We start from the raw sequence: 20781 nt of genomic DNA, 5'->3' as shown, positions 1-20781 counted from the left end.
GACGGACCTCTACGGATGCGGAGCGGCGGGGTTCGCGGTCGACTCGGGCCATGAGCACCGAACCGCCGCCCCCCGGCTCCGGGGACTCTCCGGGGGACGACCCGTTCAGAAAGCAGCAGCCCCCGTCCTCCGAGGGCGGCGGCCCCGGCCCGCACGGGAGCCCGGAGCACGGCGGCGGTCCCTCGTACGGCGGTGAACCCCCGCCGGGCGCCCCACCTCCACCCGGCGGCGAGCCCCCGTACGGGCCGCCCCCGCCCGGAGGCGGCCCCTACGGCGCACCCCCGCCCCCCGGAGGCGGCCCCTACGGCGCCGGAGGACCGTACGGCCCTGGTGGCACGGACCCCCTCGCCGGGATGCCTCCGCTGGCCGACAGCGGCAAACGCGTGCTCGCCCGGATCATCGACATGATCATCGTGGGGGTGGCCGTCTGGCTGCTGTCCTGGGTGTTCCACACCTCCGAGTACAGCGTGGAGACGGGCAGGGCCGAGTACGGCAGATCCGTCGGCCAGTCCGTGATCGCCGCCGTGCTCTACATCGCGTACGACACCGTGCTGATCTCCAGGTCGGGCCAGACGATCGGCAAGCGGCTGCTGAACATGCGGGTGGCCAACCTGGCGGACGGCTCCAACCCTTCCGTGCAGGCCTCACTGATTCGCGCGGCCGTGCTGTGGCTGCCGTTCGCCTTCTGCTGTCTCTGCATCTGGACGGCGATCTGCGGCGGCTGGAGCTTCTTCGACCGCCCCTACAAGCAGGGGCTGCACGACAAGGCGGCCAGGACCGTGGAGGTCAGTACGGTCTGAGCGGTCCTGGGGGATGAGCACGACGGCGGCGGCGTACGTATGAAACGGCGGGCCCGTGCTGCGGGGCCCGCCGGTTCATGTCCGCTCGACGAGAGGGCGCGTCCATGCGTGGGGTCTGCGCGGTGCAGGGGGCACGGCGCCCGGTTCAGGGGTTCGCCGGCTCGTGCGCGGACTCGGCGGACGCGGCGGATCCGACGGACGCCGTCGGGCGCACGGCCGCGGCCGGCTGCCGTTCGGCGGGCCGCCCGGCGGCCGCTGCGGACCTCGGCAGGGGGACCGTCACGGCGACGAGGAGTCCGAGGGCGAGAGCCGCGAGGGCGATCACGGTGATCCCCAGGGCCGAACTCGTCTGGGACAGCAACAGCATGGCGAGGGTCGAGAAGATCACGGTGCAGGAACCGTAGGCGAGCTGTGCGGTGTTCGGACGAGGCATGGCCATTCCTCGGGGGTGGAGGCCTCCCCCCGTGCCTCTCGCGATGGGGGAGGATGCGGATAACTGCTGACGACTGCTGACAACTGCTGGCGCCTGTGGGGCACTTGGGGCGGAGCTAAGAATCGTGGGGTGACAACGGTGTCGACAGGGCAATCCGTCGCCGTTCCGACGTTCCGCCTGTCGACTCTATTCGCCTGCATGCCCGATGGGAACGGCCGGTAAGCGTGACCTAACCCACGGTGCCGATGCATTGGGGGCGCACGGAGTCATGCAGTCCGCCAACTGGACAGTTCCGCGCGCCGGTTGACGGGTGACTATGCCGTCTGCAAGCCGTCCGGCTTCGGTCGTGCGCCGTTCGCATGGTGTTCGAATACTGAACATCTCGTTCTTAACTACCGGACCGTCACCTCCCGGGCCACGTCGCTGACGAAGATCGGGCACTGGGAGTTCAACACCGAGGACCCGCAGGCGGTGCTCGTCACGCTGCCGAAGAAGACCGTCACCACGGAGCTGATCCCCCCCGGCGAGCGGCTCGTACCAGGGGCGGAGCGGCAGCGGCAACGGCCTCGACAACACGCTGACCCGTGATGTCGACCTGACCGGCAAGTCGTCGGCCGCGCTGTCCCTCAAGGGCTACTACCACATCGAGCAGAACTACGACTTCCTGTACACGTTGGTCTCGACGGACGGCGGCGCCACCTGGAAGCCGGTGTACGGCACCGTGAACGGTGCCGCGATCCCGCGCGACGCGAGCGACCAGCCCGCGCTCACCGGCACCCTCGACGGCTACGCCGACCTCGTCCACCCGCTGGACGCCTGCGCCGGTCAGAAGATCAAGCTGCGCTTCCGCTGCACCACCGGCACCGGCGTGGCGAAGAAGGGCTTCACGGCCGACGACCTCGCCATCACCGCCGACGGTTCCGCCGTCTTCATCAGGCTCCTGCGGCAGAGCAAGAACGGCAGCGTACTGACGGTGGCGGTGCGGCCGTCCCGGTGACGACCCCCGGATGATCTTCTCCGGAGTGGAACCGCTCACAAGCTGAGCATCGTTTCCGCAGCTCAACGCATGATCGGCCGCGACCCTCTGGCGGGTCGCGGCCGATCGTGTTTAGGTGCGTCCTGTGGCTCTCTTATTGACGTCGGTTCTCACGGGGGTGTGACAAGGCATGGCCGCAGGAGGTTTCTGCAAGCTGCCGAGCGGCAGCGTGGTGGTGGCGCTGAACCTGCCCAGCCCGGGCTCGGCGGGCGGCTTCGTCCGTGTGCTCGTGCTCGCCCAGAACCGCGCCCGGGCGCTGACGCGCCTGCGTAATCTGGGACTGCGCGCCGTGTATCTGCGCGGCAACGCGGCCCCGCCGACCCCCGACGAGATCACGGCGGTCCTGCACCACCCCGACGGCCTGATATGGCGCACGGCCCCGGAGAGCACGGGCCAGGAGCTGTCGCAGGAGCTGTGGCACCCGATCCGGGCCCTGCTGCGGCAGAAGACGGCGCAGGCGTGAGCCGGGGCCGGACCACGGCCCGCCGGGGCTACACCACGGGCTTGCCGGACAGCTCCACCCCGGCCTCCCGGAGCTCCTCGAGCGCCCGCTCGGTGCTCTCCTCGGACACCCCGGCGGTCAGGTCCAGCAGCACCTGGGTGCGGAAGCCGTGCCGTGCGGCGTCCAGTGCGGTGGCACGCACACAGTGGTCCGTGGCGATGCCCACCACGTCCACCTCGTCGATCTCCCGGGCCCGCAGCCAGTCGGCCAGCGACTGCCCGTTCTCGTCGACCCCCTCGAACCCGCTGTACGCCGCCGAGTACGCGCCCTTGTCGAAGACGGCGTCGATCGCGCCGGAGGCGACCGCCGGGGCGAAGTTGGGGTGGAAACCGACGCCCTCGGTGCCGGCCACACAGTGGGCGGGCCACGAGCGCACATAGTCGGGGTTGTCGGCGAAGTGCCCGCCCGGGGCGATGTGGTGGTCCCGGGTGGCGACGACATGGCGGTACCCGGCGGGGGCCTGACCGATCAGCTCGGTGATCGCGGCGGCCACATCGGCCCCTCCGGCCACCGCGAGGCTGCCGCCTTCACAGAAGTCGTTCTGCACGTCTACGACGATCAAGGCGCGGCGCATGGTCGGTGTCCTTAGGGTCGGCAGCGGTTCGACAGCGGAGGGGTGCGGGGCCCGGCCGTCTGTACGAACTACCGAGCCTAGAGACTTCGAGGGGCGGGCGGGAGGGGGCACGTGATGGTCGGTCGGGTGCGTGGGTGCGCTGCCGTTGCATTCCCCCCGGCCGCATGCTCATGCGTCCGGGGGACGGTCATACCGCTGTCTTACACGTACTCGGTCGGAAGCACGGGTTCCCCACGCGACAACTGGGTCGCCGACAGCGGCAGATCGGCGCGTGCGGTGATGTGCCGGTCGCGGACGACGTCCAGCGGCTCGCGGGCGACGACCTGGCCGCCCTTGACCAGCTCGACCAGCAGTTGCCGGTCCACGAGCGCGTCCGGCACCGGCCCGGTGCCGATGACCTCGGCCTCCGCCACCCCGTGCTCGTCGAGCCGGCGGGCGGCCCACTTGCGCCCGCCCATGGACGTCTTGCCGCCGGTCGACTTCTTCGCGACCGGCACCAGCGGTGCCTTCGGGTCGGCCGACTCGGCCCGGGCGACCAGCTTGTAGACCATCGAGCAGGTGGGGTGGCCGGAGCCCGTCACCACCTGGGTGCCGACGCCGTACGCGTCCACGGGGGCCGCCCGCAGCGAGGCGATCGCGTACTCGTCCAGGTCGGAGGTCACGATGATCTTCGTCTTGGTCGCGCCCAGCTCGTCGAGCTGCTGCCGGACCCGGTGCGCGACCAGCAGCAGATCACCGGAGTCGATACGGACGGCGCCCAGCTCGGGCCCGGCGATCTCCACGGCCACCCGAACGGCCTCGGTGACGTCGTAGGTGTCCACCAGCAGGGTGGTGCCCCGGCCCATCGACGCCACCTGGGCCTGGAAGGCGTCCCGCTCCCGGTCGTGCAGCAGCGTGAAGGCGTGCGCGGACGTCCCGACCGTCGGGATCCCGTAGCGGAACCCGGCCGCCAGGTCGGAGGTGGAGGTGAAGCCGCCGACGTACGCGGCCCGCGCGGCGGCCACGGCGGCCAGCTCATGGGTGCGGCGGGCGCCCATCTCGATCAGCGGCCGGCCGTCGGCGGCGGAGGACATACGGGAGGCGGCGGCCGCCACGGCGGAGTCGTGGTTGAGGATCGACAGGATCACGGTCTCCAGGAGCACGCACTCGGCGAAGGAGCCCTCGACCCGCATGATCGGCGAGCCCGGGAAGTACACCTCGCCCTCCGGGTAGCCCCAGATGTCCCCGCTGAAGCGGTACCCGGCGAGCCAGTGGAGCGTGTCCTCGTCGACGATCCCGCGCTCCCGCAGGAAGCCGAGGACGCCGGCGTCGAAGCGGAAGTTCTCGACCGCGTCCAGGACGCGCCCGGTGCCGGCCACCACGCCGTAGCGGCGGCCCTCGGGCAGCCGCCGGGTGAAGACCTCGAAGACGGAGCGCCGCTCGGCGGTACCCCCCGCGAGGGCGGCCTTCAGCATCGTCAGCTCGTAGTGGTCGGTGAAGAGCGCCGTCGACGGTACGTCCACCGGCAATCCGAGATCCGCTACGCCCACCATGCTCTCCTCGTACATGTGTCGGTATCCCCAGTGTCTGCCGGGGGCTCGGGGGTTGTCCCCACGGGTGAACAACACGACGGCCGATCGTACTCCCATCTCGTCAGTCTGACGATTTAGGTGGTGGTGCGGGTGTCCGTTTGTGCGAGCCCCCCCTTGAGATGGCAGCATGGGCCGTGTGACGGCTCCCGCACCTCTTGAGATCGAAAAGACCGAGTCGGCGGAGGAACAGTTCGCCGTCCCGGAACCGGACGTCCCCTGGGTGACGATCGTTCACAACGACCCGGTCAACCTCATGAGCTATGTGACCTACGTCTTCCAGTCGTACTTCGGCTACACCAAGGACAAGGCCACCAAGCTCATGCTCGACGTCCATCACAAGGGCCGGGCGGTGGTCTCCAGCGGGACGCGCGAGGAGATGGAGCGCGACGTCCAGGCCATGCACGGCTACGGTCTGTGGGCCACCCTTCAGCAGGACCGCAAGTAGCGAGCCGCAGACCCGTCAAGCAGCGAAAAGACCCATGCCAGGACACTTCGAACCGCTCCCCGGCGGCGGCGCGGCCGTCGCGCTCGACGACGTCGAGATCTCCATCATCCGATCGCTGGCCGTCCAGCTGCTCGAGCTCATCGGGCCGGGCCCGGCCGAGGACGCGCCCGACGACCCGCTCGCCGAGCTGTTCGCGGAGGGCCCGAGCGAACCGCCCTCCGACCCGGTGCTGCGCCGTCTGTTCCCGGACGCCTACGGCGGCCCCGGCAGCGAGTCGGCCTCGCCCGAGGAGGCCGACGAGCGGCGCGCCCATTCCGCCGAGTTCCGCCGTTTCACCGAGAACGACCTGCGCGCGCGCAAGCGCGAGAGCGCCCTCGCGGTGATCCGTTCCCTGGACGGCCTGACCTCGGTGAGCGGGGAGGGCGGGGTCCTGAAGCTGACGCGCGGCGACTCCGAGCAGTGGCTCAGCGCCCTCAACGACCTGCGCCTGGCGATCGGTTCCCGGCTGGAGATCGTCGACGAGGAGGACACCGACCACCTCTACGAGCTGCCGGACGACGACCCGCGCAAGCCGATGGTGATGGCCTATCTGTGGCTCGGTGGCCTCCAGGAAACCCTCGTCACGACCCTTATGCCCTGAACCGCGGAATCCGTTCCGCGCCGGGCCGTCGTCCGGCGTTCGCTCAGAGGACGCTCAGATCCGGATAACGATCGCGTCACCGTTGCGGCCGTGTTTGTCCGCCTCGGCTCCTCTTTGTCCGCTTCTTCCCGTGCGGTGCGTCACATGTCACACCGCCGATCAATGTTGCGGCCGTGATAAATCTTCACGACCGCCCGACGGACACCACCCACGTCCGCTCGGGTGCGCCACCGAGCCGGCGGATCGCCGGCCAGGCACAGCTCCATCACATCCGGGGGGATCGGAACCCGATCCGACGCCATGGCACTGGCTCGGATCGGCGTGGAGAAAGGCGCATCCAACATGACCTCATCGCAGGTCGGGAAGCAGTACGACGGCAGTGAGGCCGTGGGCGGCGATGCCCCCGAGGAGGGGTACGAGCGCGGGCTCGGCAGCCGTCAGGTCCAGATGATCGCGATCGGTGGCGCCATCGGCGTCGGCCTGTTCCTGGGGGCCGGGGCGAACATCGCCAAGGCCGGACCCAGCCTCATCCTGATGTACGCCCTCGCGGGCGTCATCATCTTCTTCATCATGCGGGCGCTCGGTGAGCTGCTCCTGTACCGCCCGGTCTCGGGCTCCTTCGCGGAGTACTCCCGCGAGTTCCTCGGCCCGTTCTTCGGCTTCTTCACCGGCTGGACGTACTGGCTGATGTGGGTCGTGACCGGTATGGCCGAGCTGACGGCCGCCGCGATCTACGTCGACTACTGGTTCCCGTCGATCCCGCGATGGGTGACCGCCCTGGTCTTCCTGGTGGTCCTGTTCGTCGCCAACCTGATCTCGGTGAAGGTGTTCGGCGAGATCGAGTTCTGGTTCTCGATGGTCAAGGTCACCGCCCTGATCGGCATGATCGTGATCGGTCTGGGCGTGCTGACCTTCGGCTTCAGCGCGGCGGGCGACACCGCGTCGGTCTCCAACCTCTGGCAGTTCGACGGCTTCTTCCCCAAGGGTGTCGGCTCCTCCCTGATGACCCTGCAGGGCGTGATGTTCGCCTACCTCGCCGTCGAGCTGGTCGGTGTGACGGCGGGCGAGTCCGAGAACCCGGAGAAGACCCTCCCGAAGGCGATCAACACCCTGCCCTGGCGCATCGCGCTCTTCTACGTCGGTGCCCTCACCGTGATCCTGTGCGTGGTGAAGTGGACCCAGTTCGCGGCGGGCGTCAGCCCCTTCGTGAAGGCCTTCGCGGTCATCGGCATCCCGGCCGGCGCCGGCATCGTCAACTTCGTGGTGCTCACCGCGGCCCTGTCGTCCTGCAACTCCGGCATGTACTCCACGGGCCGTATGCTGCGCACCCTCGCGGACAACGGTGAGGCCCCCAAGGCCTTCAGCAAGCTGTCCGAGTCCAAGACCCCGGCGCTCGGCATCACGGTCTCCGTCGCCTTCATGGGCATCGGCGTGATCCTGAACTACATCGTCCCGGAGAAGGCCTTCGGGTACGTCACCTCGGTGGCGACCGCGGCCGGCATCTGGACCTGGCTGATGATCCTGATCAGCCATGTGCTGTACCGCCGCGCGGTCGCCGCGGGCCGGCTGCCCGCTTCCGCCTTCCCGGCGCCGGGCGGCGCGGTGTGCAGCTGGATCGCCATCGCGTTCCTGGTGTTCGTCACCGGCCTGATCGCCTACGACCACGACTCCCGTACCTGCCTGTACGTGATGGCGGTCTGGGCCGCCGCCCTCGGCATCGGCTGGGCCGTGCTGAAGGCCCGCAGCCCCGAGGTCACCCAGCGCCGCGAGCCGCAGCCGGAAAAGGTCGGCTGAGCCTCGTAGCTCACCATGTGGGCCGTTCCGTACCACCGCTCGGTACGGAACGGCCCTTCTCCTATCCTGGCGGTCATGCTGACCATCACCCAGGACCTGTACGACCGGATCGTCGCCCACGCCCGCGAGGACCACCCCGACGAGGCGTGCGGCGTGGTCGCGGGCCCGGTGGGCTCCGGCCGCCCCGAGCGCTTCATCCCGATGCTGAACGCGGCCCGCTCGCCCACGTTCTACGAGTTCGACTCCGGCGATCTGCTCAAGCTGTACCGGGAGATGGACGACCGCGACGAGGAGCCCGTGGTCGTCTACCACTCCCACACCGCGACCGAGGCCTACCCGTCCCGCACGGACATCAGCTACGCCAACGAGCCGGGCGCCCATTACGTCCTGGTCTCCACCGCCGACACGGACGGCGCGGGCCCCTTCCAGTTCCGCTCCTTCCGGATCGTGGAGGGCGAGGTCACGGAGGAGGAGGTCACCGTGGTGGAGAGCTACTGATCCCGTGATGCGGGCAGAACCCATCCACCATGCGAGATCACACTCCGGGCACCGGCACGGGAATCGATACGATGACCCCATGGTTTTCCACGACGTGAGCAAGAAGACGCCGGGCGCACTGCTCGTGGCGCGGCTGCACGTCGACCTGTGCAGGCTGAGCAGCGCCATCTGTTGACGCGGCCTGCCGCCGTACGGCCGTGAGCCGATGGGGCACCCCTGCGGCCGGCCCGGCCGGGACCGTGGGGAGCCGCACCCGGCGTAGCCCTCGATCTTCGCGCTGCCGCGCGCCCACCGACCTCACTTCTCCCGACAGGAGTCCCAAGCCATGGCCATCGAGGTCCGCATCCCCACCATCCTCCGCCAGTACACCGACGGCCAGAAGGCCGTCGAGGGCAACGGGGAGACCCTCGCCGAGCTGTTCGCCGACCTCGAGACCCGTCACACGGGCATCCAGGCCCGCATCGTGGACGAGGCCGCCGGCGGAGAGCTGCGCCGCTTTGTGAACGTCTATCTGAACGACGAGGACGTCCGCTTTCTCGACGGCATCAACACCAAGGTCGCCGACGGCGACAACGTGACGATCCTGCCGGCCGTGGCCGGAGGTTCTGCCGCGGCGAAGCCGCGTCCGGCCGGGATCGCGGCCGGACGACGGGCCGGCATGGCTGACGGTCGCTGATCACCTATGCGCTACGACTCCCCGCTGGCCGCGGTGGGCAACACCCCCTTGGTGCGCCTGCCGCGGCTGTCGCCGTCCCCCGAGGTCCGTATCTGGGCCAAGCTGGAGGACCGCAACCCGACCGGCTCGGTCAAGGACCGGCCCGCGCTGCACATGATCGAGCAGGCGGAGAAGGACGGCCGGCTCACCCCCGGCTGCACGATCCTGGAACCCACCTCGGGCAACACGGGCATCTCCCTGGCCATGGCGGCCAAGCTCAAGGGCTACCGCATGGTGTGCGTGATGCCGGAGAACACCTCCCAGGAGCGCCGGGACCTGCTGGGCATGTGGGGCGCCGAGATCATCTCCAGCCCGGCCGCGGGCGGTTCCAACACCGCGGTGCGCGTCGCCAAGGAGCTGGCGGCCGAGCACCCGGACTGGGTGATGCTCTACCAGTACGGCAACCCGGACAACGCGGGCGCCCACTACGCGACGACCGGCCCCGAGATCCTCGCCGACCTTCCGTCCGTCACGCACTTCGTGGCCGGTCTCGGCACCACCGGCACGCTGATGGGTGTGGGCCGCTATCTGCGCGAGCACAAGCCGGACGTGAGGATCGTCGCGGCTGAGCCCCGGTATGACGACCTGGTGTACGGGCTGCGCAACCTCGACGAGGGCTTCGTGCCGGAGCTGTACGACGCGTCGGTGCTGACCACCCGCTTCTCGGTCGGCTCGGCGGACGCGGTGACCCGTACCCGTGAACTCCTCCAGCAGGAGGGCATCTTCGCGGGCGTCTCCACGGGCGCCGCACTGCACGCCGCCATCGGCGTCGGGAAGAAGGCCGTGGCGGCGGGCGAGAGCGCCGACATCGTCTTCGTCGTGGCCGACGGCGGCTGGAAGTACCTGTCGACGGGCGTCTACACGGCGGCCACCACGGAAGAGGCGATCGAGACGCTGCATGGGCAGCTCTGGGCCTGAGGCCCCGACCCCCTGCGTCCAGGGCCCGGCCCCTCCCGGCACGGTGCATTTCCCCTCCCGTGAGGGGCCCGGCCCGCCATCAACACGCCAACCCCCTCCTATGCAGGGGCTAAGCGCTGCTCATTTAGCGGCAAAAACTCTCTTGGGGGACTGCCCGCCTTGTCCGCGCCGGGCTACGTTCTGCCCGCACCCTGACATGTCACGCTCACTCGGCGCATCGGGGTGTTCAAGGTGTTCGATGTGTCATGCCCATGATCGCGCGTCCCGCCGCCGCTACGCGCGTCACGGTGTGTCACCCAGCTCGTGAATCCCCACTTCCGGCTGTGGCTCCGCGTACGGCCCCACCCAGGTCTGCGCGGCGCCGGCCTCAAACCGAGAGAGGCAGCACCCCATGCGTGAGTCACGCCCGAGCAAGCGGCGACGGAGCCTTCGAAGACTCCTCACCGCCGCCGTCCCTGCTCTAGCTCTCACCGTCGCCGGCCTCATGGCGGCGCCGGCAGCCGGGGCCCACAGCGCCCCCGCCGCCGCGCAAGCCTCGCCCCCCAGCCGCGCCACCCAGAACGCCAAGGCGCTGACCGACCCCAAGGCGCAGACAGTCCGCGCCACCGGCAAGGCGGGCCAGAAGGTGCCCACCGAGCACCTGTGCGCCACCGCGGCCCCCGGCCACGCGTCCTGCTTCGCCCAGCGGCGCACCGACATCAAGCAGCGGCTCGCCGCGGCCGTGGCCGCCGCGCCCTCCGGCCTGAGCCCGGCCAACCTGCACAGCGCCTACAACCTGCCCACGACGGGCGGCTCCGGCCTCACGGTCGCGGTGGTCGACGCGTACAACGACCCCAACGCCGAATCCGACCTGGCCACCTACCGCTCCACCTACGGCCTGTCGTCCTGCACCAAGGCCAACGGCTGCTTCAAGCAGGTCAGCCAGACCGGCTCCACCACCTCGCTGCCGACGAACGACAGCGGCTGGGCCGGCGAGGAGGCGCTCGACATCGACATGGTCAGCGCCGTCTGCCCCAACTGCAACATCATCCTCGTCGAGGCCAACTCCGCGACCGACTCCGACCTCGGCACCGCGGAGAACGAGGCCGTCGCCCTCGGCGCCAAGTTCGTCTCCAACAGCTGGGGCGGCTCCGAGTCCTCCGCCCAGACCAGCGAGGACACCCAGTACTTCAAGCACCCGGGCGTCGCGATCACCGTCTCCTCGGGCGACTCCGCCTACGGCGCCGAGTACCCGGCGACCTCCCAGTACGTGACCGCTGTGGGCGGCACCGCACTCTCCACCGCCTCCAACTCCCGCGGCTGGAGCGAGTCCGTCTGGAAGACCAGCTCCACCGAGGGCACCGGCTCCGGTTGCTCCGCCTACGACCCGAAGCCGAGCTGGCAGACCGACAGCGGCTGCTCGAAGCGCATGGAGGCCGACGTCTCCGCGGTCGCCGACCCGGCCACCGGTGTGGCGGTCTACGACACCTACGGCGGCTCCGGCTGGGCGGTCTACGGCGGCACCAGCGCCTCCTCCCCGATCGTCGCCGGCGTCTACGCCCTCGCCGGCACCCCGGGCTCCGGTGACTACCCGGCGAAGTACCCCTACCAGCACACCGGCAACCTGTACGACGTCACCAGCGGCAACAACGGCAGCTGCTCCCCGTCGTACTTCTGCACCGCGGGCACCGGCTACGACGGCCCGACCGGCTGGGGCACCCCGAACGGCACCGCCGCCTTCACCGCCGGCTCCAGCAGCGGCAACACGGTGACCGTCACCAACCCCGGCAGCCAGTCCACCACCACCGGCGGCTCGGTCAGCCTGCAGATCCAGGCCACCGACAGCGCGGGCGCGTCCCTCACCTACAGCGCGAGCGGCCTGCCGACCGGCCTGTCCATCAACAGCTCCACCGGCCTGATCACCGGTACGGCGTCCACCGCGGGCACCTACCAGGTCACGGTCACCGCGAAGGACTCCACCGGCGCCTCCGGCTCGACCTCCTTCACCTGGACCGTCGGCTCCGGCGGGGGCGGCGGCTGCACCTCCGCCCAGCTGCTCGCCAACCCCGGCTTCGAGTCCGGCAGCACCAGCTGGACCGCCACCAGCGGCGTCATCACCAACGACAGCGGTGAGGCGGCCCACAGCGGCTCCTACAAGGCCTGGCTCGACGGGTACGGCTCCACCCACACCGACACCCTGTCCCAGTCGGTGACCATCCCGGCCGGCTGCAAGGCCACGCTCACCTTCTACCTGCACATCGACACCGCGGAGAGCGGCAGCACCGCGTACGACAAGCTCACCGTGACCGCGGGCTCCAAGTCCCTGGCGACGTACTCGAACGTCAACGCCGCCTCGGGCTACGCCCAGAAGTCCTTCGACCTGTCCTCGCTGGCCGGCTCCACGGTCACGTTGAAGTTCAGCGGGACCGAGGACTCCTCCCTGCAGACCAGCTTCGTCGTCGACGACACCGCGCTGACGACCAGCTGACCGTGTGACGCACCTCGGTGCGCCGGGCCCCGGCCGCGTGTGCGGCCGGGGCCCGGCGGCCGTTCGGGGCCCGGTGGCGGCCCGGCCGGGATGCTGGTGCGCTGGAGACAGGGACCCGATGCGGTGGAACAGGGATCCTGATGCGCTGCAGGAACGTCACAGCAGCGCAAGGGCCAGAACACAGGGCACGGGCTTGAGGAAAGGCGGCCGCCCCATGCGCCGTACGACCCCCCACGGGACCATCACCATCACTCTCGTCGCCGCCGCGACGCTGCTCCTCGCGGGCTGCGGCGGCGGGCACTCAGGAGCGGCCGGCACCGGGGGATCCCCCTCGCGGCCCACGGCCGCACCCTCGGCATCCCCGTCCGCGTCACCCTCCGCACCGCCCTCGGCATCCGCCCCCGTCTCGCCGTCGCCCACCGCGTCCGGCCGGGGCTGCGCCCCCGAGGTCCAGCTCACCGCCGCCGACCGGGGCCACACCGTCTGCATGACCACACACGGGAAGATCCGCCTCACCCTGGACGGCAGCAAGGACCGGCCCTGGAGCCCCGTCAAAGCCGACGGCGGCGCGCTGAAGGCCGTCAACGCCGGTATCGGCAGCGCGCCCGGCACCACCATCGCCGCCTTCGAGGCGGTCGCACCCGGCACGGCACAGCTCACCGCGACCCGCCCGCTGTGCACCAAGTCCCCCGGCCAGGCATCGTGCCTGGGCATCGAGCGCTGGTCGGTCACGGTCACGGTGGCGACACCATGACACCGCCCGCCCCAAACCCCCGGCTCACCCCGCCAGGTAGCGCACCTGGTCCCACAACGCGGGGTCCACCACCCCGACCCGCCGCCGGAAGTCCCACAGCGGCACGTCCCGCAGATCGTCCGTCTCCAGGAAGCTCGGCCGGCCCTGAGCATCGGCCACCGTGCCCGGCGGCAACGGGATCACCCCCGCGCGCTCGTCATGGAACCTGCTGGTGATCCCCGCGACCGTCGCACTGTCCCCGTGCACCGTCAGCACCAGACACGGCCGCTCCCGGCCGGCCGCCCGGCCCTGGGAGGGCACGTTCGCCCACCAGATCTCGGCCGGGTGCGGATGCAGTCGCGCGCGCCCCGCCCTACGGGCGGCCACCCGGCGGCGCCCTCCGCGCCCCCACCCGTCCATGAGCGTCGCGACCAGCGCGAGCAGCACCACTGCCGCCAGCGCGAGCCACCACGACGTGTCCATAGGGACGACGGTACCGGCGCGTCTGCCGGGATGCCCGCCCTCTTCAACTCCCGTGCGCTCTCTCATAAGCCTCATGCGCCCCCGTTCCAGCCGAACCGGTGACACCACAGGTGAGTTCCCCCACAACGGCCCCTGGCGGAGGAGCGACCCGACCTTTTGCGCCTTACGCTCGACGGACCGCACGACCCCCGTCACCGCACCCGTCCCTGCCTTCTGCACTTATCGCCACGCGGAGGTTCCAGCTCTATGAAGCTCACCGTCGTCGGCTGCTCGGGGTCGTTCCCGTCCGCGGAATCGGCCTGCTCGAGCTACCTCGTCGAGGCCGACGGCTTCCGGCTGCTCCTCGACATGGGCAATGGCGCCCTTGGCGAGCTGCAGCGCCACTGCGGTCTCTACGACCTCGACGCGATCTTCCTCAGCCATCTGCACCCCGACCACTGCATCGACATGCTCGGCTACTTCGTCGCGCGCTACTACCGTCACGACGGCGGCCGCGCGGACCCGATCCCCGTCTACGGGCCCGAAGGCACCGAGCAGCGCCTCACCACCGCCTACGCCGACACCCCCTCGGCCTCCTCGATGAGCGAGGTCTTCGACTTCCACACGGTCAAGCCGGGCACGTTCGAGATCGGCCCCTTCACCGTCCACACGGAACGTGTGCGCCACCCCGTGGAGGCGTACGCGATCCGCGTCGAGCGCGGCGGCAGATCGCTCACGTACTCCGGCGACACCGGCGTGAGCGAGGCCCTGGACGCCCTGGCCCGCGACACGGACCTCTTCCTGTGCGAGGCCGCGTTCACCCACGGCAAGGAGGACATCCCGGACCTCCACCTCAACGGCCGCCAGGCCGGCGAGGCGGCCGCCCGGGCCGGCGCCCGCCGCCTGGTCCTCACCCACATCCCGCCGTGGACCGACCCACAGATCAACCTGGCCGACGCCCGCGCGGTCTACTCGGGCCCGGTGGAACTGGCGGTGCCACGGGCGTCGTACGAGATCTAGCGACCGCCCCGACGGACCCGACCGCCGCGGCGGAGACCGACCCGGAACGCCCGAAGGCCCCGGAACCCTGATGAGGTTCCGGGGCCTTCGTGTCGCTCGGGGCGCTCACGCCTTGGTGAGGTCCTCGACCTCCTCCTCGGGCTCGCGGCCCGGGGTGGGGAGGTTGAACTTGGTGATCGCGAAGCGGAAGACGAAGTAGTAGATCGCCGCGAACACCAGGCCGATCGGGATGATCAGCCAGGGCTTGGTGGCCAGGTTCCAGTTGAGCAGGTAGTCGATGGCGCCCGCGGAGAAGGTGAAGCCCGCGTGGACGCCGAGCGCCCAGGTGACGGCCATGGACAGGGCGGTGAGGACCGCGTGGATCGCGTACAGCACCGGGGCGATGAACATGAACGAGAACTCGATCGGCTCGGTCACACCGGTCACGAAGGAGGTCAGCGCCAGAGAGATCATCATGCCCAGCACGGCCTTGCGGCGCTCGGGGCGCGCGGCGTGCGCGATGGCGAGCGCGGCGGCCGGCAGGCCGAACATCATGATCGGGAAGAAGCCCGACATGAACTGTCCGGCGGTCGGGTCACCGGCGAAGAACCGGTTGAGGTCACCGTGGACGACCTGGCCGGCCGAGTTCTTGAAGTCACCGATCTGGAACCAGGAGACGGTGTTCACGAACTGGTGCATGCCGACCGGGATCAGCGCACGGTTGATCAGACCGAACAGACCCGCGCCCAGGGCGCCGAGACCGGTGATCCACTCGCCGAAGTTGGAGATGCCCTTGCCGATCGGCTCCCAGATGAGGCCGAAGAAGACGCCGGCCAGCGTGCCGACGAACGCCATGATGATCGGGACCAGGCGCCGGCCGTTGAAGAAGCCGAGCCAGTCGACCAGCTTGGTCCGGTGGAAGCGCTGCCACAGCACCGCCGCCAGCAGACCCATCAGGATGCCGCCGAGAACGCCGGGGTTGTTGTAGGTGGCGGCTATGTCCGCGCCGGGCTGGACCTTGGCCTCGGTGACCGGGAAGGCCTTCAGCACATTGCTGTAGACCAGGAAGCCGACCAGGGCGGCCAGCGCCGTGGAGCCGTCGGACTTCTTGGCGAAGCCGATCGCCACACCGATGCAGAACAGCATCGGCAGGTTGTCGAAGATCGCCCCACCAGCTGTGGCGAACACTGCCGTGACCTTGTCGGGCAGGTGCAACTTGTCGTGGATGTCCTGCTGGCCGAGTCGCAGGAGAATGCCCGCCGCCGGCAGTACGGCGATCGGGAGCTGAAGACTGCGGCCGATCTTCTGCAGGCCCTGGAACAGACCGGATCCCCGCTTCTTTGCGGGGGCCGCCGTCGTCGCGGTGGCGGTGCTCATAGTTCCTCCATGTGGTCGGGTGCTGCCGGGGGACGGGAAAGGGGGATGAACAGCACCCGCGTGGTCTACACCACTGGTGTAGACCTGTTGTAGCACGGTCAAGGCGGGATAAGGAACCCATGAATTCTCTGGCCTCGCGCATAACGGGGGCAATGCTCATAGAGGGAGAAATGCGACACATCCGGAGATGGTCGCCCTTCGGGCGGAAACCGCGCTTGGCGACCGCCGCCCCAGTGGTGTAGACCAGCTTTTCGGACGGTCGCACTGCCGTGAACGCACCCTTGGTCGCCGACGGCATGACCGCTCGCATGGTTGGGTCAACTGTGGGTTACTGCGACAAAGCGGTTCGGATCAGGGAGAGAAGACATGGCCAGCAAGGCTGAGAAGATCGTTGCCGGGCTCGGCGGCATCGACAACATCGAAGAGGTCGAGGGCTGCATCACCCGCCTCCGCACCGAGGTCAACGACCCCTCGCTGGTCGACGAGGCCGCCCTCAAGGCCGCCGGCGCCCACGGCGTCGTCAAGATGGGCAGCGCCATCCAGGTCGTCATCGGCACCGACGCCGACCCGATCGCCGCGGAGATCGAAGACATGATGTGAGGCCGCCCGGGACCGAAACGGTCCGGCACTCACCCGGAAGGGGCCCTTTCCACCGCGGGAGGGGCCCCTTCCCCGTGTACGGATAGGCTCGGGCCCATGTCTCGAATCGACGGCCGAACCCCCGACCAGCTCCGCCCCATCACCATCGAGCGCGGCTGGAGCAAGCACGCCGAGGGCTCCGTCCTCGTCTCCTTCGGCGACACGAAGGTCCTCTGCACCGCCTCCCTCACCGAGGGCGTGCCGCGCTGGCGCAAGGGCACCGGCGAGGGCTGGGTCACCGCCGAGTACGCCATGCTGCCCCGCTCCACCAACACCCGCGGCGACCGCGAGTCGGTCAAGGGCAAGATCGGCGGCCGTACGCACGAGATCAGCCGCCTCATCGGCCGCTCCCTGCGCGCCGTCGTCGACTACAAGGCGCTCGGCGAGAACACCATCGTCCTCGACTGCGACGTCCTCCAGGCGGACGGCGGCACCCGCACCGCCGCGATCACCGGCGCCTATGTGGCACTGGCCGACGCCGTGGCCTTCGCCCAGCGCAAGAAGCTGGTCAAGGCCGGCCGGCAGCCGCTGACCGGCACCGTCTCCGCCGTCTCCGTCGGCATCGTGGGCGGCGTCCCCCTCCTCGACCTCTGCTACGAGGAGGACGTCAGGGCCGAGACCGACATGAACGTCGTCTGCACCGGCGACGGCCGATTCGTCGAGGTCCAGGGCACGGCCGAGGCGACGCCGTTCGACCGCGAGGAACTCAACGCCCTCCTCGACCTCGCCGCCGCGGGCTGCGGCCGGCTCACGGCGATCCAGCGTGCGGCCATCGAGGCAACCGAGTAGCGCCGTCCGGCGTTCTCTGGGGTAGCCGCACAGCCGACGCGGTGGGGCGCCGGGGACAAACCGCGCCCCGCCCTCGGCCCCGTACGCCCGGCCCGGCGTAGGACGCGCCGGACCGGCCGGTGCCTCCGTGGGGGAGCGCGGCACCGTCAACGGGGAGGGACCCTTCCATGGCCGCGCGCCACCACCGTCGCCGCACCGCCGCCGCGTTCGCCGCCGTCGCCGTCCTCGCCGCCATGGGCGCGAGCGCGGGCTGCGACGCCGTCGGCAAGGCGATCGACTGCGTGCAGACCGCCGACGCGATAGCCGACGGCGTCACCGACCTCCAGCAGGCGGTCGAGAGCGCGGCGAACGACCCGAGCCAGGCGGACGCCTCCCTCAACTCCATCGAGAGCAACCTCGACAAGATCGGCGACAAGACGGACGACCTCGACCTCGACAAGGCGGTCGACCACGTCCGCAAGGCCGTGGGCAACGTCCGCGACGCCCTCAAGAACGGCGACACGACCCCCGACGTCGGCCCGGTCACGGACGCGGCCGGAGAACTGACGAAGGTCTGCACCTCGTCCTGAGAAGCCGGGGGTGGCGAAGCGGCGCCGCCACCGCACGGATACTGGACGGCATGACCCGCCTGATCCTCGCCACCCGTAACGCCGGAAAGATCACCGAACTCAGGGCGATCCTCGCCGAAGCGGGCCTCCCGCACGACCTCGTCGGCGCGGACGCCTACCCCGACATCCCCGACGTCAAGGAAACGGGCGTCACCTTCGCCGAGAACGCCCTGCTCAAGGCCCACGCCCTGGCCCGGGCGACGGGCCTGCCGGCCGTGGCCGACGACTCCGGCCTCTGCGTGGACGTCCTGGGCGGCGCCCCCGGCATCTTCTCCGCCCGCTGGGCGGGCCGGCACGGCGACGACCAGGCCAACCTGGAGCTGCTCCTCGCCCAGCTCGCCGACATCGACGCCCCCCACCGGGCCGCCCACTTCGCCTGCGCCGCAGCCCTGGCCCTGCCGGACGGCACCGAGCGCGTGGTCGAGGGCCGGCTGCCGGGCACGCTCCGCCACACCCCGTCCGGCACGAACGGCTTCGGCTACGACCCGATCCTCCAGCCCGAGGGCGAGACACGCACCTGCGCGGAGCTGACCCCCGCGGAGAAGAACGCGATCAGCCACCGGGGCAAGGCGTTCCGCGCCCTGGTACCGGTGGTACGGGAACTGCTGGGCTGAGCCCGATGACGCAGTGAAGGCCCGGTCGGATCGTCCGGACCGGGCCTTCCTCATGTCTGCGTGCGGTCGGTGGGACTCGAACCCACACGGGATTTCTCCCACGGGCACCTAAAACCCGCGCGTATCGCCTATTTCGCCACGACCGCCCCAAAACGGACATTTAATCTTCCTGTGCCGCTTCGTGTCGTTCAGTGTACGGGGGAGTCTGGCCGCCTCGCGGTGCGCCCGCCCTTCCGGCGGCACCATGTTGCCGTCAGGGCATGGCAGTTCGGGCACAGGTATCGCAGGTTCTCGATGCGGTTGTCCCGCCAGTCACCGTTGATGTGGTCGATCTGGAGTGTGAGGGGCTGCTCCAGCCACTGCCCTTGGTTGTCGCACGACGTGCACCGGTAGGGAAGGCCCGCCTCCTGGAGGGCCGCGTGCAACCGTGCGCGGTTGGGGCGCGCGGAGTCGGCGGGGAGCACCACCAGCACCCGCTCCGCCGCGGGCGCGCGGCGGACCGTGCGGGCGGCAGCCCAGGGGCGCCGGGTGAAGTGGCTCGTGTCCAGGCCGAGTTGGGCGGCCCTGCGGCGGACCCGCCGGTGGTTCGTGTCGTTCACCTCGAGCTCCAGTGCGCGCATGACGCCGGCGTAGCTCGTGGCCTCGGCCACGGCTGTGCGCAGTGCGTCCTCGCAGATCGCCGGGCGGGAACCGCGGAAGTGGGACGTGTCGATGCTCCGTTCCCGGAACATCCGCCCCAAGGCGGCACGCGACCGGCCGTCGTCGGGAACTCCGAGGATCTCGGCCGCCCCGCGCACACTCCGGGCGGAGGCGGCCGCAGCCCGTAGTTCGTCCTCGGAGAAGGGGAGGTCCGGGTGCGGGCGGTCGATGCCGGGGAAGTGGCTGATGTCGATACCCGCTGCCGCGATGCGGCGCCGGATGTGCGCGAGGGTGCCGGTCGCGGGGGTGGCGCCGAGTTTCAGCGCGACCTCGCGCAAGGTCGTGGACGTCGCGGCCGCTGTGGCGATCGCGGTGTCGGGGTATCTGCGCCAGGGGCTGCGCCGCTTGAAATGGCCGGTGTCGATCCCGTGAGTGGCGACCCGTTGCTGCAGAACGCGTCGCTGTCCACCGCTCGGCTTGAGTCCGAGGTGGCGCATGAGGTCGTTCCAGCCGTGGGAGCGGGCCACGGCCGCCGCCAGCGTGTCTCGATCGTACGGACCGGTGGTCATGACGTCCCCTCCGCTTCCGGCCGCCTGTTCGCCGCCTCGTGCGGAACAACGAACCGTTTATCGGACAGTCACGCCCGGTGTGCGGAGCGGCCCGTACCGGGAGGGTAGGTACGAGCCGCTCGGGGAAGGTGGGGTCCCTGGACTCCCGGTCCCCGGGGTCCCAGGGCCTGTCGTCGAACTCGCGTCGTCGCCCGGAGGGCGGCCCTGCGGCGTCAGGTGCGTGCTCTGGGGGTCCCCCCGCTCGAAGAGCTCGGGGGAGTGCCGGGCCGGAAGCCCTCGTACTGGAGGTACGTGGGGTTTCGCCCGGTGCGGCGGTGGGGGCACCGCCCGCGCGAGCGATAACCGAGCGTGGGGGAGCCTGCATGGCGTCGCAGGCCAGGCTGGAGTGTGACGACAGGCCCTAGACGCCCAGGTCCTTGATGATCTTCGCTACGTGGCCCGTCGCCTTCACGTTGTACAGGGCTCGCTCGACCCTTCCCTCCTCGTCCACGATCACCGTGGAGCGGATGACGCCGACGACCGTCTTGCCGTACAGCTTCTTCTCGCCGAACGCGCCGTAGGCCTCCAGCACCTTCTTGTCCGGGTCGGCGAGCAGGGTGACCTTCAGGTCCTCCTTCTCACGGAACTTCGCGAGCTTCTCCGGCTTGTCGGGCGAGATGCCGATGACGTCGTAGCCGGCGCCCGCCAGCAGCTCCAGGTTGTCCGTGAAGTCGCACGCCTGCTTGGTGCAGCCTGGGGTGAGCGCGGCGGGGTAGAAGTACACGATGACCTTGCGGCCCTTGTGGTCGGCCAGAGAGACCTCGTTGCCGTCGGCGTCCGGCAGGGTGAAGGCGGGGGCGGTGTCGCCGGGCTGCAGTCGCTCGCTCATCGTCGTTACCTCACAGACAGGGGGCGGTTACCCGACGAGCCTAATCCGCGTCCGGCGGGTCCAGAGGGGTGCCGTTGGGTGCGTTCGGCGA

24 protein-coding genes, 1 tRNA gene and 1 pseudogene are annotated in these 20781 nt (G+C 70.2%); 18 read left to right on the top strand and 8 right to left on the bottom strand.

Going from position 1 to position 20781, the window contains the following annotated elements; genetic code table 11:
* Positions 1-50 precede the first annotated feature (50 nt).
* Positions 51-800: an RDD family protein gene (locus ACFY2Z_RS15795; protein WP_390744729.1), complete on the top strand. Its 750-nt coding sequence runs from the start codon at positions 51-53 to the stop codon at positions 798-800.
* 145 nt (positions 801-945) lie between these two features.
* Here ACFY2Z_RS15795 and ACFY2Z_RS15790 read toward each other — a convergent pair whose 3' ends face one another.
* Positions 946-1233 carry a hypothetical protein gene (locus ACFY2Z_RS15790; RefSeq protein ID WP_390744728.1) on the bottom strand — a complete coding sequence of 96 codons (288 nt, stop codon included), beginning with the start codon at positions 1231-1233 and terminating at the stop codon, positions 946-948.
* A 303-nt stretch (positions 1234-1536) separates the two neighbouring features.
* Between ACFY2Z_RS15790 and ACFY2Z_RS15785 the strand changes: the two genes are divergently transcribed.
* From ACFY2Z_RS15785 to ACFY2Z_RS15775, 3 genes are all read left to right on the top strand, one after another.
* Positions 1537-1821: a hypothetical protein gene (locus tag ACFY2Z_RS15785; protein ID WP_390744727.1), complete on the top strand. Its 285-nt coding sequence runs from the start codon at positions 1537-1539 to the stop codon at positions 1819-1821.
* Positions 1811-2230, top strand: a complete 420-nt coding sequence (locus ACFY2Z_RS15780) for a hypothetical protein (RefSeq protein ID WP_390744753.1) — start codon at positions 1811-1813, stop codon at positions 2228-2230. The genes ACFY2Z_RS15785 and ACFY2Z_RS15780 overlap by 11 nt, the downstream gene beginning before the upstream one ends.
* 169 nt (positions 2231-2399) lie before the next feature.
* The gene (locus tag ACFY2Z_RS15775; protein WP_311692357.1) at positions 2400-2732 is read left to right on the top strand and encodes a hypothetical protein; all 333 of its coding nucleotides are present in this window, start codon (positions 2400-2402) and stop codon (positions 2730-2732) included.
* 28 nt (positions 2733-2760) lie between these two features.
* Here ACFY2Z_RS15775 and ACFY2Z_RS15770 read toward each other — a convergent pair whose 3' ends face one another.
* On the bottom strand, positions 2761-3345 hold the full coding sequence (locus tag ACFY2Z_RS15770; protein WP_390744726.1) for a nicotinamidase: 585 nt from the start codon (positions 3343-3345) through the stop codon (positions 2761-2763).
* A gap of 200 nt (positions 3346-3545) precedes the next feature.
* Positions 3546-4874: a nicotinate phosphoribosyltransferase gene (locus tag ACFY2Z_RS15765; protein WP_390744752.1), complete on the bottom strand. Its 1329-nt coding sequence runs from the start codon at positions 4872-4874 to the stop codon at positions 3546-3548.
* A gap of 169 nt (positions 4875-5043) precedes the next feature.
* Here ACFY2Z_RS15765 and clpS point away from each other — a divergent pair, with 169 nt between their 5' ends.
* The 9 genes and pseudogenes from clpS to ACFY2Z_RS15720 all read left to right on the top strand — a co-directional run bounded on the left by clpS (position 5044) and on the right by ACFY2Z_RS15720 (position 13147).
* Positions 5044-5361 (top strand): ATP-dependent Clp protease adapter ClpS, encoded by a 318-nt coding sequence (gene clpS / locus ACFY2Z_RS15760; RefSeq protein WP_311692363.1) that lies wholly within the window; start codon positions 5044-5046, stop codon positions 5359-5361.
* Between the two features lie 34 nt (positions 5362-5395).
* Positions 5396-6001 carry a DUF2017 domain-containing protein gene (locus tag ACFY2Z_RS15755; RefSeq protein WP_390744725.1) on the top strand — a complete coding sequence of 202 codons (606 nt, stop codon included), beginning with the start codon at positions 5396-5398 and terminating at the stop codon, positions 5999-6001.
* 342 nt (positions 6002-6343) lie between these two features.
* Entirely contained in the window at positions 6344-7795 is a 1452-nt protein-coding gene (locus ACFY2Z_RS15750) for an amino acid permease (protein ID WP_390744724.1), read from the top strand.
* A 75-nt stretch (positions 7796-7870) separates the two neighbouring features.
* Positions 7871-8293: a Mov34/MPN/PAD-1 family protein gene (locus ACFY2Z_RS15745; protein WP_390744723.1), complete on the top strand. Its 423-nt coding sequence runs from the start codon at positions 7871-7873 to the stop codon at positions 8291-8293.
* Between the two features lie 79 nt (positions 8294-8372).
* Positions 8373-8468: a putative leader peptide gene (locus ACFY2Z_RS15740; protein WP_390744722.1), complete on the top strand. Its 96-nt coding sequence runs from the start codon at positions 8373-8375 to the stop codon at positions 8466-8468.
* A gap of 150 nt (positions 8469-8618) precedes the next feature.
* Positions 8619-8903: pseudogene (locus tag ACFY2Z_RS15735) on the top strand (MoaD/ThiS family protein); the annotation flags it as partial.
* A gap of 72 nt (positions 8904-8975) precedes the next feature.
* On the top strand, positions 8976-9926 hold the full coding sequence (locus tag ACFY2Z_RS15730) for a PLP-dependent cysteine synthase family protein (protein ID WP_390744721.1): 951 nt from the start codon (positions 8976-8978) through the stop codon (positions 9924-9926).
* A 391-nt stretch (positions 9927-10317) separates the two neighbouring features.
* The gene (locus ACFY2Z_RS15725; RefSeq protein WP_390744720.1) at positions 10318-12393 is read left to right on the top strand and encodes a putative Ig domain-containing protein; all 2076 of its coding nucleotides are present in this window, start codon (positions 10318-10320) and stop codon (positions 12391-12393) included.
* Positions 12394-12607: 214 nt separating this feature from the next.
* Positions 12608-13147 (top strand): hypothetical protein, encoded by a 540-nt coding sequence (locus tag ACFY2Z_RS15720; protein ID WP_390744719.1) that lies wholly within the window; start codon positions 12608-12610, stop codon positions 13145-13147.
* Between the two features lie 24 nt (positions 13148-13171).
* Here ACFY2Z_RS15720 and ACFY2Z_RS15715 read toward each other — a convergent pair whose 3' ends face one another.
* Positions 13172-13609, bottom strand: coding sequence for a type II toxin-antitoxin system PemK/MazF family toxin (locus ACFY2Z_RS15715; RefSeq protein ID WP_390744718.1), 438 nt, complete (start codon positions 13607-13609; stop codon positions 13172-13174).
* Positions 13610-13855: 246 nt separating this feature from the next.
* On the opposite strand from ACFY2Z_RS15715, the gene ACFY2Z_RS15710 reads away from it, so the two are divergent.
* Positions 13856-14608 (top strand): MBL fold metallo-hydrolase, encoded by a 753-nt coding sequence (locus ACFY2Z_RS15710; protein WP_390744717.1) that lies wholly within the window; start codon positions 13856-13858, stop codon positions 14606-14608.
* A 105-nt stretch (positions 14609-14713) separates the two neighbouring features.
* On the opposite strand, the gene ACFY2Z_RS15705 is transcribed toward ACFY2Z_RS15710, so the two are convergent.
* Complete coding sequence (locus ACFY2Z_RS15705; protein ID WP_390744716.1) at positions 14714-15964, bottom strand: PTS transporter subunit EIIC; 1251 nt, start codon at positions 15962-15964, stop codon at positions 14714-14716.
* 366 nt (positions 15965-16330) lie between these two features.
* Here ACFY2Z_RS15705 and ACFY2Z_RS15700 point away from each other — a divergent pair, with 366 nt between their 5' ends.
* From ACFY2Z_RS15700 to rdgB, 4 genes are all read left to right on the top strand, one after another.
* Complete coding sequence (locus ACFY2Z_RS15700) at positions 16331-16564, top strand: glucose PTS transporter subunit EIIB (protein ID WP_234518547.1); 234 nt, start codon at positions 16331-16333, stop codon at positions 16562-16564.
* Positions 16565-16660: 96 nt separating this feature from the next.
* Positions 16661-17392: a ribonuclease PH gene (gene rph / locus ACFY2Z_RS15695; RefSeq protein ID WP_390744715.1), complete on the top strand. Its 732-nt coding sequence runs from the start codon at positions 16661-16663 to the stop codon at positions 17390-17392.
* A gap of 167 nt (positions 17393-17559) precedes the next feature.
* The gene (locus ACFY2Z_RS15690; protein ID WP_390744714.1) at positions 17560-17961 is read left to right on the top strand and encodes a hypothetical protein; all 402 of its coding nucleotides are present in this window, start codon (positions 17560-17562) and stop codon (positions 17959-17961) included.
* A 50-nt stretch (positions 17962-18011) separates the two neighbouring features.
* Entirely contained in the window at positions 18012-18614 is a 603-nt protein-coding gene (gene rdgB, locus ACFY2Z_RS15685; RefSeq protein ID WP_390744713.1) for an RdgB/HAM1 family non-canonical purine NTP pyrophosphatase, read from the top strand.
* 61 nt (positions 18615-18675) lie between these two features.
* Here the strand turns inward: rdgB and ACFY2Z_RS15680 are convergent.
* From ACFY2Z_RS15680 to bcp, 3 genes are all read right to left on the bottom strand, one after another.
* Positions 18676-18760 (bottom strand) — tRNA-Leu (locus tag ACFY2Z_RS15680).
* 42 nt (positions 18761-18802) lie between these two features.
* Positions 18803-19822 carry an HNH endonuclease gene (locus ACFY2Z_RS15675; protein ID WP_390744712.1) on the bottom strand — a complete coding sequence of 340 codons (1020 nt, stop codon included), beginning with the start codon at positions 19820-19822 and terminating at the stop codon, positions 18803-18805.
* A 400-nt stretch (positions 19823-20222) separates the two neighbouring features.
* On the bottom strand, positions 20223-20690 hold the full coding sequence (bcp, locus tag ACFY2Z_RS15670; RefSeq protein WP_390744711.1) for a thioredoxin-dependent thiol peroxidase: 468 nt from the start codon (positions 20688-20690) through the stop codon (positions 20223-20225).
* Between the last annotated feature and the right edge of the window lie 91 nt (positions 20691-20781).

This window comes from Streptomyces sp. NPDC001222 (assembly GCF_042896945.1).
GTDB classification, from domain to species: domain Bacteria; phylum Actinomycetota; class Actinomycetes; order Streptomycetales; family Streptomycetaceae; genus Streptomyces; species Streptomyces gibsoniae.
This window is presented reverse-complemented; position numbering and strand designations above follow the sequence as displayed.

Bases quoted from the DNA above. Each gene is read 5' to 3' on its own strand.
- ACFY2Z_RS15690 (WP_390744714.1), top strand. From the start codon at position 17,560: ATGGCCGCGCGCCACCACCGTCGCCGCACCGCCGCCGCGTTCGCCGCC.
- ACFY2Z_RS15710 (WP_390744717.1), top strand. From the start codon at position 13,856: ATGAAGCTCACCGTCGTCGGCTGCTCGGGGTCGTTCCCGTCCGCGGAA.
- ACFY2Z_RS15705 (WP_390744716.1), bottom strand. From the start codon at position 15,964: ATGAGCACCGCCACCGCGACGACGGCGGCCCCCGCAAAGAAGCGGGGA.
- rph (WP_390744715.1), top strand. From the start codon at position 16,661: ATGTCTCGAATCGACGGCCGAACCCCCGACCAGCTCCGCCCCATCACC.
- ACFY2Z_RS15755 (WP_390744725.1), top strand. From the start codon at position 5,396: ATGCCAGGACACTTCGAACCGCTCCCCGGCGGCGGCGCGGCCGTCGCG.
- ACFY2Z_RS15715 (WP_390744718.1), bottom strand. From the start codon at position 13,609: ATGGACACGTCGTGGTGGCTCGCGCTGGCGGCAGTGGTGCTGCTCGCG.
- rdgB (WP_390744713.1), top strand. From the start codon at position 18,012: ATGACCCGCCTGATCCTCGCCACCCGTAACGCCGGAAAGATCACCGAA.
- ACFY2Z_RS15740 (WP_390744722.1), top strand. From the start codon at position 8,373: ATGGTTTTCCACGACGTGAGCAAGAAGACGCCGGGCGCACTGCTCGTG.
- ACFY2Z_RS15775 (WP_311692357.1), top strand. From the start codon at position 2,400: ATGGCCGCAGGAGGTTTCTGCAAGCTGCCGAGCGGCAGCGTGGTGGTG.
- bcp (WP_390744711.1), bottom strand. From the start codon at position 20,690: ATGAGCGAGCGACTGCAGCCCGGCGACACCGCCCCCGCCTTCACCCTG.
- ACFY2Z_RS15730 (WP_390744721.1), top strand. From the start codon at position 8,976: ATGCGCTACGACTCCCCGCTGGCCGCGGTGGGCAACACCCCCTTGGTG.
- ACFY2Z_RS15770 (WP_390744726.1), bottom strand. From the start codon at position 3,345: ATGCGCCGCGCCTTGATCGTCGTAGACGTGCAGAACGACTTCTGTGAA.
- ACFY2Z_RS15750 (WP_390744724.1), top strand. From the start codon at position 6,344: ATGACCTCATCGCAGGTCGGGAAGCAGTACGACGGCAGTGAGGCCGTG.
- clpS (WP_311692363.1), top strand. From the start codon at position 5,044: ATGGGCCGTGTGACGGCTCCCGCACCTCTTGAGATCGAAAAGACCGAG.
- ACFY2Z_RS15745 (WP_390744723.1), top strand. From the start codon at position 7,871: ATGCTGACCATCACCCAGGACCTGTACGACCGGATCGTCGCCCACGCC.
- ACFY2Z_RS15720 (WP_390744719.1), top strand. From the start codon at position 12,608: ATGCGCCGTACGACCCCCCACGGGACCATCACCATCACTCTCGTCGCC.
- ACFY2Z_RS15795 (WP_390744729.1), top strand. From the start codon at position 51: ATGAGCACCGAACCGCCGCCCCCCGGCTCCGGGGACTCTCCGGGGGAC.
- ACFY2Z_RS15790 (WP_390744728.1), bottom strand. From the start codon at position 1,233: ATGCCTCGTCCGAACACCGCACAGCTCGCCTACGGTTCCTGCACCGTG.
- ACFY2Z_RS15725 (WP_390744720.1), top strand. From the start codon at position 10,318: ATGCGTGAGTCACGCCCGAGCAAGCGGCGACGGAGCCTTCGAAGACTC.
- ACFY2Z_RS15675 (WP_390744712.1), bottom strand. From the start codon at position 19,822: ATGACCACCGGTCCGTACGATCGAGACACGCTGGCGGCGGCCGTGGCC.
- ACFY2Z_RS15700 (WP_234518547.1), top strand. From the start codon at position 16,331: ATGGCCAGCAAGGCTGAGAAGATCGTTGCCGGGCTCGGCGGCATCGAC.